We start from the raw sequence: 12,754 nt of genomic DNA on the forward strand, positions 1-12,754 counted from the left end.
GAGGAGGATGGTGCTGGCCACGACAATCCTAGGAACCCGAGCTCGACGCCACCGGGGTGTAGCCGGTCGGGCCGGCGACGACGATCGCGAAGTCGCGGGCGACCGAGCCATCGGTGCGGAAGCGTACCGGGCCGGTGACGCCGTGGAAGCCCTTGGCGTCCATCAGCCCCTCGATGCCGAGGCGATTGTCGGCGCGCAGCGTGTTGGCGATGCCGGCGGCGTCATAGGCGAGTGCGGCGATCGTGCCGGGATCGCCGCCGTTGCGGGCCTGGAAGGCGCTGGCGAAGGTGCCGAAGGCGTTGGGATCCGGGCTGGCGAGCCAGGCGCCCTCGAGCGCGGCGAGCGCGGCCGGGCGGTTGTCGAGCCCCTGGAAGGTGCCGAGCAGCTGGATGCCGGTATCCTTGAGCGCGCGGGCGGCGGCGAGGACGGTCTCGCCCGAGCCGGGAAGCAGCACCGCGTCGGGCGCTTCGCCCGGGCTGGGCAGCGGCTGGCCGGGCTTCACCTGAAGCACGGTGACGGTGATGCCGAGCTCGCCTTCGGCCTTGCCGGCAGCGAGCGCAGCGGCAGCGCTCCAGGGCGAGCCGTCATCAATCATCGTGACGGTCTTGACGCCGCGGGTGCGGGCATAGCGCAGGATCGCGGTGGTCACCTGCCCGGCGGTGATCCCGAAGATCCAGGTGCCGGGCGCGCGCAGCACGGAGTCGTTGCTGAACGAGATCACGGGGATGCGGCCGGCGATCGCGCTGGAGACGGCGGGGACTTCCTCCGCGCTGAGCGGGCCGAGGATCAGCGCGGGCTTGAGCTTGATCGCCTTGGCGGCCGCGGCAGCTGCGCCGGCCGCGGTGCCGCCGGTGTCGAAGCTCTGCACATAGGCATTGTTTTCCGCGAGCAACGCCGCCTGCCGCATGCTAAGGCCCAGCCGCGCTCGCGGCCCCGTGAGCGGCAGCAGCAGGGCGATCGGACGCTTGTCCTTCTTCTCCGCTGCGAAGACGACAGAGGGAAGCACGACCGATGCCGCTGACGCGACCAGTCCTGATTGCAGCGACTTCAGCAGGGACCGTCGATCCATTGCCGACTCTGGGAGGGGAAAGCGGGTCACGCCGGTCTATTATCCTCTTCGCCCTGATCGGCATAGGGGCGTATCTGCTCGCTTTGCTCGTGACGATGCCGGCGAGCGTGATCTTCCGGAACGCGCCGTGGCGTACCGGCGTGGCGGGCACGGTGTGGAACGGCGAAGTGGGTGTCGCGGGCGGCGCGACCTTCGCCTGGCACATGGCGCCACTACGCTCGCTGACCAGCCTGGCCTTTGCCGCCGACTGGAAGGCGACGGGGCCGGACACCGACCTGGGCGGGCAGATGCTCCAGCATCTCGGCGGACGGACGGTGCTCGACCATGTCAGCGGATCGGCAGATGCCAGCCTGTTCAAGGCGCTGCAGCCCAACCTGCCCTTCACCTGCAGCCTGACGATGCAGGTGGAGATGCAGCGGATCGCGAGCGGTGGCGGGGCGCGGATGGCGGATGGCAAGATCACCACCGATCCGGGCAGCTGCCGGGCGAAGAATGGCGGCGGACCGGTTGCGGTCCCTGCCCTGCTGATCACCGCCGAGCATGTAGGCGACCGCACGACGATCCGCGTCGCACCCTCGGCCCAGCGGATGAAGACGCTGATGACCGCGGTGCTCAGCGAGAGCGGCGCGCTGGAGATCTCGATGACTGCGGACGGTGCGGCGGTGCTGCCGTTCGTCGGGCTGCCTGCCGGGGTTACGGTGCAGGGGCAGATGTGACTCTACTGCTCCCCGGCGAAAGCCGGGGGAACAGCTAAGCAACTGGCTTAGAGCCCAACCAGGTTATTGAGGTTGATGATCGGCAACAGGATCGCCAGCACCATCATCAGCACCAGCCCGCCCATCACCAGCAGCACCAGCGGCTCGACCAGCGCGACCAGGGTGGAGACGAGGGCGTCGAGCTCGCGCTGAAGCTCGTCCGAGGCGCGGCCGAGCGCGGGGGCGAGCTTGCCCGAGCTTTCGCCCGAGGCGACGATCGCGACGAGCATCGAGGGGAAGACCCCCGCCTCGCTCATCGCGGCGCGCAGGCTGATGCCTTCCCGCACCCGGGTAGCGACGTCGATCGCCTTTTCGCGGACCCAGCGATTGGGCGTGACCGCGGCGGCGGCATGGAGCGCATCGACCAGCGGCACGGCGCTGCCGACCAGCGTGGCGAGGCTGCCGGCGAAGCGGGCGGCACTAAGCTGGCGGCTGAACCGGCGGAACGGGCGCTTCTCCGAGAAGAAGCGATCGATGCGCAGGCGGTTGGCAGGCACGCGGGCCCAACGGAAGAAGACCAGCGCCGCCAAGGCGATGCCGAGCAGCAGGTAGAGCCCGAAATTCTGGAGGAACCAGCTGACCGCGATCAACGCCCGGGTGAGGAAGGGCAGTTCGGCGCCGCGCGAGACGAACACCTTCACGATGTCCGGGACGATATAGACGAGCAACAGCGCCATCATGCCGATCGACACCAGCGCCAGCAGCGCGGGGTACATCAGGGCGAGCTGGAGCTTCTGGCCGTTCGCCTGGCGGTTCTCGACGAACTCGGCGAGGTGGTTGAGCACGTCGGGCAGCTTGCCCGAGGCCTCGCCCGCCGCGACCGAGGCGCGGTAGAATTCGGGGAAGGCCTTGGGATGCTGGGCCAGCGCGGCGGCGAAGCTGCGGCCGTCGAGGATCGCGGCGCGGACGTCGAGCAGGAGCGAACTGGTCGCGGCCTGTTCGGACTGGGTGGCGACGAGGCGTAGTGATTCCTCGATCGCGATGTCAGAGCCTACCAAAGTCGCGATCTGGCGGGTGACGGTAGCCAGCGCCTTGGACGACAGACCGGCGCGGCGGAAACGGGGAAGCTGGATGCTGCCGAGGCTGGCGCCCTTCTCCGCTGCGACCTCGACCGAGAGCGGCAGCAGCGCCTGCTCGCGAAGCATTGCGCGTGCGGCGGAGGGACTGGAGGCTTCGATGATGCCCTTCCGGGCGGCGCCGGTCTTGTCAGCCGCGCGATAGGCGTAGGCGGGCACTAGCGCTGCCTCGAATTACGCAGTTCCACGGCGAAAGCCGAAGCGCAGAGCGAAGCAGCGTGTCGCGTGCAACCCTGGGCCCCGGCTTGCGCCGGGGAACAGATATTTGCGGGGACCGTGGTCACCCTTCGTCCCTCACCACCCGGGCGACTTCCTCGACGGTGGTCACGCCGGCCTTCACCTTGGCGATGCCGTCGTCGAGCAGGCTGGGGTTCTCCTTGCGGGCATGGGCTTCGAGTTCGGCTTCGGAGGCGCCGTCGTGGATGAGCTTCTGGAACTTCTCGTCCACGGCGACGACTTCGTAGAGGCCGGCGCGGCCGCGATAGCCCTCGTCATGACACTCAGCGCAGCCGACCGCGCGCCAGACCTTCTTGCCGGGCTTGAGTGCGCCGCCGAGCAGGAGCGAATCCGCTTCGGTCGCTTCGTCGAGCCGAGCGCAGCTCTGGCAGAGCTTGCGGACGAGGCGCTGGGCGCAGAGGCCGACAACCATCGGGGCAAGCAGATAGCGCTCGACGCCCATGTCGATCAGGCGGGTGACCGAGCCGACCGCGCTGTTGGTGTGGAGCGTCGAGAGCACGAAATGGCCGGTCATCGACGAGCGGACGGCGACCTGGGCGGTCTCCTGATCGCGGATCTCGCCGACCATGATGACGTCGGGATCCTGGCGCAGGATCGCGCGCAATCCCCGCGCGAAGGTCATGTCGGTGCGCGGATTGACCTGGGTCTGGCCGATGCCGGCCAGCTCATATTCAATCGGATCCTCGACCGTCATGATGTTGCGCTTGCGGTCGTTGAGCTTGTTGAGCGCTGCGTAGAGCGTGGTCGTCTTGCCCGAGCCGGTGGGGCCGGTGACGAGCAGCATGCCGTGCGGGCGCTCGAGCAGGCGGGTAAAGACACCCCGATCGCGCTCGCTCATGCCGAGCACTTCCATGTCGAGGCGCAGCGAGCCCTTTTCGAGCAGACGCATCACCACGCGCTCGCCATGCTGGGTTGGGATGGTCGAGACGCGGGCGTCCACGTCATGGCCGCCGATGCGCAGCGTCACGCGACCGTCCTGCGGGATTCGGCGCTCGGCGATGTCGAGCTTGGCCATCACCTTGATGCGGCTGACCAGCAGCGGCGCGAGCGCGCGCGGCGGCTCGATCATGTCGCGCAGCACGCCATCGATGCGGAAGCGGACGACGAGGCGCTTTTCCTGCGTCTCAATATGCACGTCCGAGGCGCCTTCGCGCACGGCCTCGAGCAGCAGCGCATTGATCAGGCGGATGACGGGGGCGTCGTCGCGAGTGTCGAGCAGGTCGTCGACGGAGGCAGCACTGTCGGCGAGTGCGGCAAGGTCCATGTCGCCCAGATCGATATCGGCGGCGGCACCGGCACCCGAATAGGCGGCGCTGAGCGCGGCGTCGAACGCCTCGTCGGGCAAGGTGACGAAGCGCGCGGCGGGCGCGAGGCGCTGGACCTCGAGCAGGCCGTCCAATGCGGCGGACGCCTTGTGGGCGCATTCCAGCCCGGCATCGGTGACGCGCAGGAGCACGCCGTTGCGGCGCGCGAAACTGTAGGGCAGCGAGGCGGGCGCGTCGTCGGTCAGGATCAGCATCTCGTTCATGCGCCGAAATCCACGGTGGCGCTGACCCGACCAGGGGTAGCAGTGCGCTGGATGTCCACCCGCTTGATCCGCAGGCTGGAGGTTGCCGAGAGATCGGCGAGCCAGGCCATGACACTGTCATAGCTGCCATCGGCGATCGTTGCACGGGCGCCGCCGGTGACGGGTGCGACCGTGGCGGTAAGGCCGAAGCTGCCGGTCGAACCGTTGATCACGTCTGCCGGCGAGCCCTGGCGGCGCTGGGGTTGGCCCGAGGAGAGCGTGCCCGCGGCGCGGATGCGCGCGGTGAGCGTCTCATAGGTGCGGATATCCTGCAGCGCCGAGGCGCGGGCGGACTGGAGCGGCTTGATGATGCCGAAGACCAGCACCAGCGCGGCGAGGAACAGCGCGAGGCCGGTGAGCATGACCTGCTCGCGGCGACTGCGGCCGCTCCACCAGCCATCGAAGCGGATCAGCACGGCGTCGAGCACCGGCATGCGGGCGAGAATCAGTCTCATGCGGCACTCGCCGTAATACGGATCGCGCCTTCGGGCGAGCGCACGACCTGGGCCCCTACCCCGGCGCCCTTGAGCGCGGACTCGATCTGACCCTGCAAGCCGATATCGGGCGAAGCTTCGAGATCGAGGGTGAGCAGCCTGCCCTCGAATGTCATAGCGCGGACGGTGAGAGCGCCGGAGAGCGGACCGAGCGCACCCGAGACGCGGTTGACCAGCGGCAGGAAGAGCTGCGGCACCTGGCCGCCGCCGGTGGGCAGCAGGCCGGTGATCGAATTGGCGAGATCGTCGCCCAGTGCGATGCCAGGCGCCGCGACCAGCGCGGCTGCTCGGGTCTCCGCCTCGCGCCGATCGGCGATACTGCGCAGCATTATCACGTCACCGAGCGCAATCACGACATGCGCGGCGGCACCGATCGCGGCGACCCAGGCGAATTTCCGCCAGAGGCTCGATCCGGCGACCTTGCGGACCGCATAGGCGCCCTGGCGCAGGTTGAGCGCGGCGACCGCGGCACCGGCCGCGGGGCCGAAGGCAGCGACGTCGAGCGCAGCCGAGCCCTTCTGCATGTCGTCGGGCAGCGGCTCGCCATAGCTGATGATGCCCGGGCGATCGGCGGCTTCCCAGGCTGGGCGCAGCAGCGGCGCGGGGACTTCGAAACCGGTGCCATCGGCATCGCGCACCGCGGCACGGCCGCCGGACTGCGAAACCGCCCAGCCCTCGGCCGGGCGCGGCAGGGTTAGCACGTCGGGCACCATCGCGGCATGGCCGATCCCGGCTTCCTCGGCCTGGGCGACCCAGCGGGCCATCACGTCATGGCGGACGATCCCGACCAGATAGCGGCCGGGCGCGATCTGCTCGCCGAGCGCGATGTGCACCGAATCGACCGGCTCGGCGATTCGGTCCTCGATTGCGAAGGGCAGCGCCGCGACGCGGCGGGCATGGCTGGGCAGCGGCAGGTCCACCGCGAGCAGGCGCACCTGGCCGGTGGGGACGAGAATGGTTGCGGGCCAATCGCGCACGGTTATTATCAGGCGGTCACCCGCCAGCGTCCACACACCTGCGGCGGAGGGAATATTTGGGTCGGGCGCACCCGTGGCGTTTGGGCTCATTGTCACATTTGCTTCATGGGCAGGACGCATGGGGCGGGGATGCGCATAGTTTTGAAACAGTTCCATGACATCGCACCTGGGGTGCGTACTCACATTGCACCTAAGGTGCAGGACCGCAAGCACGCCGTGCCCGACGGCGAGGCCGGTTTGACACTCATCGAAATGATGATCGTGCTGGTGATTATTGCGATCGTGGCGGGGCTTGTCGCGATGAACGTGATGGGCCGCCCGGACGAAGCAAAGGCGACCGCCACCAAGAGCAACATCGCCGCCATATCCGGCGCGCTCAAGATGTACCGGCTCGACAATGGCGACTATCCCACCACCCAGCAGGGGCTGAAGGCGCTGGTCGAGAAGACCACGACGCCGCCGCTGCCGGCGACCTTCCCGCAGGGCGGCTATCTCTCCGCCCCCGCGCTCGATGCCTGGGGCAAGCCCTATGAGTACAGCTCGGAAGGCGGCGCCTTCACGATTCGCTCGCTCGGCAAGGACGGCAAGGTGGGCGGCGAAGGCGTGGACGCCGACATCGAAGGCAAGGGCTGATCCCCATGCGGGGGGCCGACATCACTGGACGCCCCTCCGAGACGGGCATGACGCTCGTCGAGATGCTCGTGGTGCTGGCCATCATCGGCGTGATGGCGGGCGCGGTGGCGCTCGGCATGGGCTCGGTTACCCGCGCGCCGAGCGTGGAGACCGAGGCGCGGCGGCTGGCGACCATGCTCCAGTCGGCGGCGGACGATGCGATGCTCGGCGACCGGACCGTCGCCTTCACCGTGCGCAAGGACGGCTATGGCTTCGCGGTGATGAACCGCGACGGCGGAATCGTGCCAAGGACGGACAAGGCGTTCGGCTTCCATCAGCTGCCTGGCGGCATGGTGATGACGCTGAGCGTCAAGCCACCGGTGGTGCTCGGCGTAGATGGCGCGGGCAAGCCGATGCAGGCGGTGATCGAGAGCGGGCAGCGGAAGTGGACGGTCGTCTATGACGGAATGACCGTGCGTGCGTTTCCGGCGACGGGATTGAAGTTGTGAAGGTTGCGCTGCCTCCCCTAGCGGAACACGCAAAGCTGTTCCCCGGCGAAAGCCGGGGCCCAGCTTTTCCGCCGGATGACGGCGGGCACGACGACGCCGGGTTTTCATTGATCGAAGCCCTTGTCGCGCTCGCGGTGCTCGCCATCGCTACGGTGGGCCTGATGCGCACGGTCGAATCGCATATCGATTCCACCCGGGCGATCGAGCGCCGCACTACGGCCATGTGGGTGGCCGAGAACCGGCTCGCCGAGCTGGAAGCGGGCGCGCCGGGGAGCGAGCAGGTGGAGATGATGGGCCAGGCATGGCGGGTTTCGGTGGATCGGCGGCGGACCGACGATCCCGAGATTCAGCGCGTTCGCGTCCAGGTGTTCGCGGGGCAGGAGAACAGCGCGCTTGCATCGCTCGACGGCTTCGTGGACGGACGGAAGCTGTAATGACCGGCCTTACCCTGACCCCGCGCCAGGCGCGCATCGGACTCAACCTGTTCACCGGCGCCATGGTCGTCTCGGTGGCGGTGGCGCTTGCCGGGCTGACCTGGCGGATCGCCGGCCATGCCGGCACCGGCGCGATCACCGTGCCTTCGGGGGCCAGCGGCCCGGCCGTGGCACCCGATATCGGCGCGGCGGTGGCGCTGGCACCGTTCGGCAAGCCCTCGGTCTCCGAGGCTGGCCAGGCGACGAGCCTGCCGCTCGAACTCAAGGGCGTGATCGCCGCGGGACCGGGCGAGCTCTCCAGCGCGTTCATCTCGATCAGCGGCCAGCCGGCCAAGGCGTACAAGGTAGGCGACAATCTCAACGGCGCGACGATCCAGTCGATCCTGCGCGACCGGGTGATCCTCGCCAATGGCGGGCGCAACGAGTTCCTCGCCTTCCCGGATCCGACGCTGACGCCCGAGCAGCGGCAGGCAGCGGCGCAGGGCCAGCCCGTCCCTGCCCCCGCCAATCCGGTGACCGCGCCCGCAGGGGCACCGCCGATCCGCACCGTTCCGGGCGCCCCGCCTCCCCCCGCCGGCCCGCCCCAGGCGAGCGTGGGCAGCATCCTCCAGCGCTTCGATGCGTCCCCCGTGCCGGGCGGATACCGTATCGGCGACAACGGCCCGCCCGGCATGGTGGCGGGTGACGTGATCCAGTCGGTCAACGGCACGTCGCTGTCCGACCCCGCCGCAGCCCAGGGCGCCTTCGCGGCGGCCCAGGCGAACGGCAACGCCCAGATCCAGATCCTTCGCGACGGCAAGCGTATCACGCTTACCGTGCCGCTCCGTTAGAAAGTGCCCCTGTGAAGATTCGCTCCGCCATCGCCGCACTCGCGCTCGCCGGGATCGCCCTGGACACGGTTGCCATCGCCCAGACTGCACCCGCCCCGCAGGATGCCGGCACCGGCGACGTGGTGGTGAACATGCGCGGCGTCGAGATCTCGGACGTATCCGACCAGATCTCGCGCATCACCGGGCGGACGCTGATCCTCGATCCGGCGGTGAAGGGCACGGTGACCGTCACCTCCTCGACCCCGCTGTCGCCGCAGGGCGTGTGGGAGCTGTACCAGTCGGTGCTGCGCGCCAACGGCTTCGCGGCGGTGCGCTCGGGCCGGGCCTGGCGGATCGTGCCGGCGGCCAATGCGGTGCGCGACGGCGGCATCCCGAGCCGCGGCGCCTCGGGCCAGGAGCTGGTGACGCGGATGGTGCGGCTGCAGAACGTGCCCGCCGCCGATGTCGCCCGCGTGGTGCGCCCGCTGGTCGCGACCTTCGGCAGCGTCGAGCCGCTGAGCACGCCCAACGCCGTGGTCATCACCGACTATGCCGACAATGTCCGCCGGGTGGAGGCGATCGCCCGCCAGCTCGACGGCGGCAGCGGCGCGACCTTCATCACCTTCTCGCTGAAGAACGGCAATGCGACCGACGTGGCGCAGTCGCTTCAGGCCGTGCTGGGCGACGGCACGCGGGTGGCCGCCGATGCGCGCAGCAACACGGTGATCGTGCGCGGCACCCCGGCTTCGGTCGCCGAGGCGCGCAAGATGCTGATCTCGCTCGACCAGCCGGGCGGCGCCACGCCGATCACCCGCATGTTCCGCCTGAACTATGCCGATGCCGAGACGGTGACCGACGTGCTGCGCGGCGTGCTCGGCCAGGGCGACAGCGCCGACAATCCCGTGGCGAAGAGCCTGGGTAGCGGCAGCTCGAACCCGTTCGCGCGGCTGAGCCAGAGCAACCAGAACATCTCCGCCCTTCCCAACAGCTCGGCCTCGACCAGCGGCGGGATCGGCAGCGCGATGCAGAATGCCCAGACCAACGGCACGACGATGCAGAACGTGCAGACGCCGACGCCGAGGGGCTTCTCGACGCCCGAGCTCAACGTGCAGCCGGCTCCGGAGCTCAACGCCGTGGTGGTGCGTGGTACGCCTGCCGCGATCGCCGCGATCGAGCCGCTGATCACCGATCTCGACGTGCGCCGCCCGCAGGTGCTGATCGAAGCCGCGATCGCCGAGATCACCGGCGACGATGCCGAGCAGTTGGGCGTGCAGATCGGCACGAGCGGCGCGGTGCTCGACCAGGTGAAGGGCGTGGGCACCTCTTTCGACCAGTCGGGCGCGTCGCTGGGCACGATCCTCAAGGCGCTGGGCGTGCCGGCCGGATCGGTGCTGGGCAATGGCCTGAACGCCAATTTCGCGATCGGCGACGATTTCTCGATCCTGGTGCAGGCGCTGGGCACCTCGACCCGCGCCAACCTGCTCTCCACGCCGCAGATCACCGTGCTCGACAATGTCGCGGGCGAGTTCGTCTCGGGCCAGAACGTGCCGTTCCTGACCGGGTCGATCCTGACCGACAGCTCGACGGTGAACCCCTATACGACGATCGAGCGCAAGGACGTGGGCATCACCCTGCGCGTGCTTCCGCGGGTCAATGCGGGGGACACAATCCGGCTGCAGGTGAACCAGGAAGCCTCGTCGATCGCCGCCGCGCAGACCGCCGCGGCATCGGACCTGGTCACCAATCGCCGCGCGATCACCACCACGGTGCTCGCCGACAATGGCCAGACGATCGTACTCGGCGGCCTGACCGCCGACGACTATACCGACACGCGCCAGCAGGTGCCGATCCTGGGCGACATCCCGATCGTCGGCGAGCTGTTCAAGAGCCGGCGCGAGCAGCACCAGAAGCGCACCCTGTTCATCTTCCTCAAGCCGACGATCCTGCGCGACGGCGCCGATGCGGCGGCGGCAGCGAAGGACCGCTATGCCCGGCTGCGCGCCGACGAGATCGCCAATGCCAAGCGCGGCAGCCTGCTCCTCGCCCCGCCGACGCCGCGGCTTACGGTGGAGATCGACGGGATTTATTGAGGGGCGGAGGCAGTGTTCACATTTCCCAGGAGTATCGGCGTGAGCACTATCGCCATAGCGTGAGAGAGGGCTCCAATTTCACGCATCCTTTCCTGCAATTCATCATTTGTGAAATATCGGTCCTCGAACGCTGGCTCATGCCCACGAAGTGTCAGAAGTTGCGCTCGCCAACGAAATGTGCGGCCTACCTGAGATAGGTTTCCGTGCACAATCCAATCACGGTGAGACCGTAACCTCCCAATAGCGGGCACCCATTCCTTGATAGCCGAACGCAAAACACTCGGCATGCGCTCATCATTTCCGATGACTACAAGGTAGGCGATCTTTTCACCCAGCGAACTAGGCAACCCTCTCGTGCGCAATTTATCAGAAGCGATGTGATGATATTGGCAGATAAGAGTGTTGATTTGACGCTCTATCAACCCCCAGCTCATCATAAGGCTTCCGATCGACGCAAGAACGCTCTGAACATAAGTCCAATTTGCGTCATCCCGCTGCTTCCGTAGCGTTGCTAAGTGCCTCAACCCGAGCGCTTTAAGGCCACCGCATTTACGGGCAATCCTTTGAACGAGATTCTTTCGCGCCACTAATCTACCCCCACCGGGTGAGGCTTTACCTTATTAAGACAGCCACACGCCCGCAAATGGGTCCTTAGCGCTACTAGCCAACCCGTCCCGCAGCCTCATCCCCGCTCGGTTCGATCGGCAGGGGCACCCGCACCCGCTCGCTGCCCCGGGTGAAGAAGGCCGCATCGATCGCCAGGCTGGCGAGGCTCCAGCCGTCGACGCTTTCCCCCACCTTCAGCGTGCGGGTGGAACCGTCGCTCGACCTGACCAGCGCGACCGCATCGACATTGAGCCGGCCGACGATGCCGACCAGCTGGGGCGCATCGGTGGGCGCTGCGGCGGGCTCGGACGTACCGAACAGCGGGCGCTCATAGGCACGGGCGAGCGGCGGTATCGAGCCTGCGCCGATCGGGGCGGGTACCGGCGGCGCCTTCGGAGCCTTGCCCGTTACGCCAGGGAGCAGGAGCAGCGCCGGCATGCCGATCGCCAGCACCGCGGCGGCAGCCAGCGCGGCCCATTCGGGGCGAAACTTCATCGCCATGCCGCGACCACCTCGCCGATCAGCCGAACGCCGCCGCCCTCGGGGATCGGTTCGATCCGCCAGGTCCGCAGGCGCATCAGCGGCTTGCCGCGCTCCAACGCGTCGCTGAGCGCAACCACGGCCTTTTCCGCGCCGGACAGGCGGATGCGCAGCGCGACCACGCCCTCCGGCGCCGCTGCAACGCCCGCCTCCTCGACCAGCACGCCTCCCGACTGCGCGAGCCCTCGGACCCGTTGCAGGATCGCTGCACGACCGGCGGCAGGGTCAGCGACATGCAGGCCGAGGCCCGGGGCGAGCAAAGGTGGCGGCGCCGCAGGTTGCGCTGCGACGGCGGCGAACTTTGCGCGCTCGGCCCTTGCCGCCGCAAGCTCGCCGAGCGCAGTGCCGGTGGCCGGGGCGAGCAGCAGCGCGACGACCAAGCCCGCCAAGCCGCCGATGACGATGGGAGGAAGCTTCATTGCGCGTCCTCGCGCATCGAGACGATCATCGCCGCATCGGCATGGCGCTGGCTGGTATTGCGCATGCCGGCGAATTCGGGCGCGCGGCGGACGGCGGCGCGCAATGCGTCGGGATCGCTTCCCGCCACGTCGAACTCGAGCCCGCCGTCGCGAGTCCGCTCGATCCGGGTAAGCTTTGCCTCGGGTGGCAGTACGCCGGAGAGCAGCTCGACAACCTGCCCCGGTGCGGCACGGCCGGCGGCATTGGCGAGCGCGGTGCGCGCCTCGCGCGCAGCGGCTTCGGCCTGGAGGCGCGGGGCCAACTGGTCCTGCAGCTTCGCTGTCGCACGCTTTTCATGTTGGACGAGCATGGAGGCGCCGGCGAGGGTGAGCAGCGGCCCGGCGGCGAGCAGCGCGCCGAATGCCGTCGCCACACGCCAGCCTCCTGCGGGCAAGGGCAGGCCGCGCAGCGTAGCTGCCAGACGCTGCGAAAGGCTATGCGCCGGCGCCGGAGGCATCTGGGGCTCGGGATCTGTGGCGTCCATCGGCCGCCTGCCTAGACGCTGCCGGGCGCCCGCGCA

The 12,754-nt window shown here is 68.7% G+C and carries 14 protein-coding genes; 6 read left to right on the forward strand and 8 right to left on the reverse strand.

Annotated features, from left to right (window positions below; genetic code table 11):
• Nucleotides 1-28: 28 nt before the first annotated feature.
• Complete coding sequence (locus O3305_RS08995) at nt 29-1,069, reverse strand: penicillin-binding protein activator (protein WP_269576089.1); 1,041 nt, start codon at nt 1,067-1,069, stop codon at nt 29-31.
• A gap of 89 nt (nt 1,070-1,158) precedes the next feature.
• Here O3305_RS08995 and gspN point away from each other — a divergent pair, with 89 nt between their 5' ends.
• Nucleotides 1,159-1,785, forward strand: a complete 627-nt coding sequence (gene gspN, locus O3305_RS09000; protein ID WP_269576483.1) for a type II secretion system protein N — start codon at nt 1,159-1,161, stop codon at nt 1,783-1,785.
• A gap of 47 nt (nt 1,786-1,832) precedes the next feature.
• Here gspN and O3305_RS09005 read toward each other — a convergent pair whose 3' ends face one another.
• From O3305_RS09005 to gspL, 4 genes are all read right to left on the reverse strand, one after another.
• Complete coding sequence (locus O3305_RS09005) at nt 1,833-3,059, reverse strand: type II secretion system F family protein (protein ID WP_269576090.1); 1,227 nt, start codon at nt 3,057-3,059, stop codon at nt 1,833-1,835.
• A gap of 121 nt (nt 3,060-3,180) precedes the next feature.
• The gene (gene gspE, locus O3305_RS09010) at nt 3,181-4,656 is read right to left on the reverse strand and encodes a type II secretion system ATPase GspE (RefSeq protein WP_493115826.1); all 1,476 of its coding nucleotides are present in this window, start codon (nt 4,654-4,656) and stop codon (nt 3,181-3,183) included.
• Nucleotides 4,657-4,661: 5 nt separating this feature from the next.
• Nucleotides 4,662-5,159, reverse strand: coding sequence for a type II secretion system protein M (locus tag O3305_RS09015; protein WP_269576092.1), 498 nt, complete (start codon nt 5,157-5,159; stop codon nt 4,662-4,664).
• Nucleotides 5,156-6,175 (reverse strand): type II secretion system protein GspL, encoded by a 1,020-nt coding sequence (gene gspL / locus O3305_RS09020; protein ID WP_269576093.1) that lies wholly within the window; start codon nt 6,173-6,175, stop codon nt 5,156-5,158. Before gspL ends, O3305_RS09015 begins: the two co-directional genes overlap by 4 nt.
• 171 nt (nt 6,176-6,346) lie before the next feature.
• On the opposite strand from gspL, the gene gspG reads away from it, so the two are divergent.
• The 5 genes from gspG (at nt 6,347) to gspD (ending at nt 10,629) form a co-directional block, all read left to right on the forward strand.
• Complete coding sequence (gene gspG, locus O3305_RS09025; RefSeq protein WP_269576094.1) at nt 6,347-6,808, forward strand: type II secretion system major pseudopilin GspG; 462 nt, start codon at nt 6,347-6,349, stop codon at nt 6,806-6,808.
• Nucleotides 6,809-6,813: 5 nt separating this feature from the next.
• The gene (locus O3305_RS09030) at nt 6,814-7,296 is read left to right on the forward strand and encodes a prepilin-type N-terminal cleavage/methylation domain-containing protein (RefSeq protein WP_269576095.1); all 483 of its coding nucleotides are present in this window, start codon (nt 6,814-6,816) and stop codon (nt 7,294-7,296) included.
• Nucleotides 7,297-7,403: 107 nt separating this feature from the next.
• Nucleotides 7,404-7,730 carry a type II secretion system minor pseudopilin GspI gene (gspI, locus tag O3305_RS09035; protein ID WP_269576096.1) on the forward strand — a complete coding sequence of 109 codons (327 nt, stop codon included), beginning with the start codon at nt 7,404-7,406 and terminating at the stop codon, nt 7,728-7,730.
• Nucleotides 7,730-8,560 (forward strand): type II secretion system protein N, encoded by an 831-nt coding sequence (locus O3305_RS09040; protein WP_269576097.1) that lies wholly within the window; start codon nt 7,730-7,732, stop codon nt 8,558-8,560. The genes gspI and O3305_RS09040 overlap by 1 nt, the downstream gene beginning before the upstream one ends.
• 11 nt (nt 8,561-8,571) lie before the next feature.
• A complete protein-coding gene (gspD, locus tag O3305_RS09045) occupies nt 8,572-10,629 on the forward strand; it encodes a type II secretion system secretin GspD (protein ID WP_269576098.1) in 2,058 nt (685 codons plus the stop codon).
• A 660-nt stretch (nt 10,630-11,289) separates the two neighbouring features.
• Here the strand turns inward: gspD and O3305_RS09050 are convergent.
• The 3 genes from O3305_RS09050 to O3305_RS09060 are packed head-to-tail and all read right to left on the reverse strand — an operon-like array spanning nt 11,290 to nt 12,718.
• Nucleotides 11,290-11,736 carry a hypothetical protein gene (locus O3305_RS09050; RefSeq protein WP_269576099.1) on the reverse strand — a complete coding sequence of 149 codons (447 nt, stop codon included), beginning with the start codon at nt 11,734-11,736 and terminating at the stop codon, nt 11,290-11,292.
• Nucleotides 11,727-12,194, reverse strand: a complete 468-nt coding sequence (locus tag O3305_RS09055) for a type IV pilus inner membrane component PilO (protein WP_269576100.1) — start codon at nt 12,192-12,194, stop codon at nt 11,727-11,729. The genes O3305_RS09050 and O3305_RS09055 overlap by 10 nt, the downstream gene beginning before the upstream one ends.
• On the reverse strand, nt 12,191-12,718 hold the full coding sequence (locus O3305_RS09060; protein ID WP_269576101.1) for a hypothetical protein: 528 nt from the start codon (nt 12,716-12,718) through the stop codon (nt 12,191-12,193). The genes O3305_RS09055 and O3305_RS09060 overlap by 4 nt, the downstream gene beginning before the upstream one ends.
• Between the last annotated feature and the right edge of the window lie 36 nt (nt 12,719-12,754).

Source organism: Sphingomonas sp. NIBR02145 (assembly GCF_027359115.1).
GTDB classification, from domain to species: domain Bacteria; phylum Pseudomonadota; class Alphaproteobacteria; order Sphingomonadales; family Sphingomonadaceae; genus Sphingomonas; species Sphingomonas kyeonggiensis_A.

Excerpts from the sequence above, each read along its gene's own strand:
- O3305_RS09030 (WP_269576095.1), top strand. The coding sequence starts at position 6,814 with ATGCGGGGGGCCGACATCACTGGACGCCCCTCCGAGACGGGCATGACG.
- O3305_RS09055 (WP_269576100.1), bottom strand. The coding sequence starts at position 12,194 with ATGAAGCTTCCTCCCATCGTCATCGGCGGCTTGGCGGGCTTGGTCGTC.
- O3305_RS09015 (WP_269576092.1), bottom strand. The coding sequence starts at position 5,159 with ATGAGACTGATTCTCGCCCGCATGCCGGTGCTCGACGCCGTGCTGATC.
- gspE (WP_493115826.1), bottom strand. The coding sequence starts at position 4,656 with ATGCTGATCCTGACCGACGACGCGCCCGCCTCGCTGCCCTACAGTTTC.
- O3305_RS09050 (WP_269576099.1), bottom strand. The coding sequence starts at position 11,736 with ATGGCGATGAAGTTTCGCCCCGAATGGGCCGCGCTGGCTGCCGCCGCG.
- O3305_RS09060 (WP_269576101.1), bottom strand. The coding sequence starts at position 12,718 with ATGGACGCCACAGATCCCGAGCCCCAGATGCCTCCGGCGCCGGCGCAT.
- O3305_RS09040 (WP_269576097.1), top strand. The coding sequence starts at position 7,730 with ATGACCGGCCTTACCCTGACCCCGCGCCAGGCGCGCATCGGACTCAAC.
- O3305_RS08995 (WP_269576089.1), bottom strand. The coding sequence starts at position 1,069 with ATGGATCGACGGTCCCTGCTGAAGTCGCTGCAATCAGGACTGGTCGCG.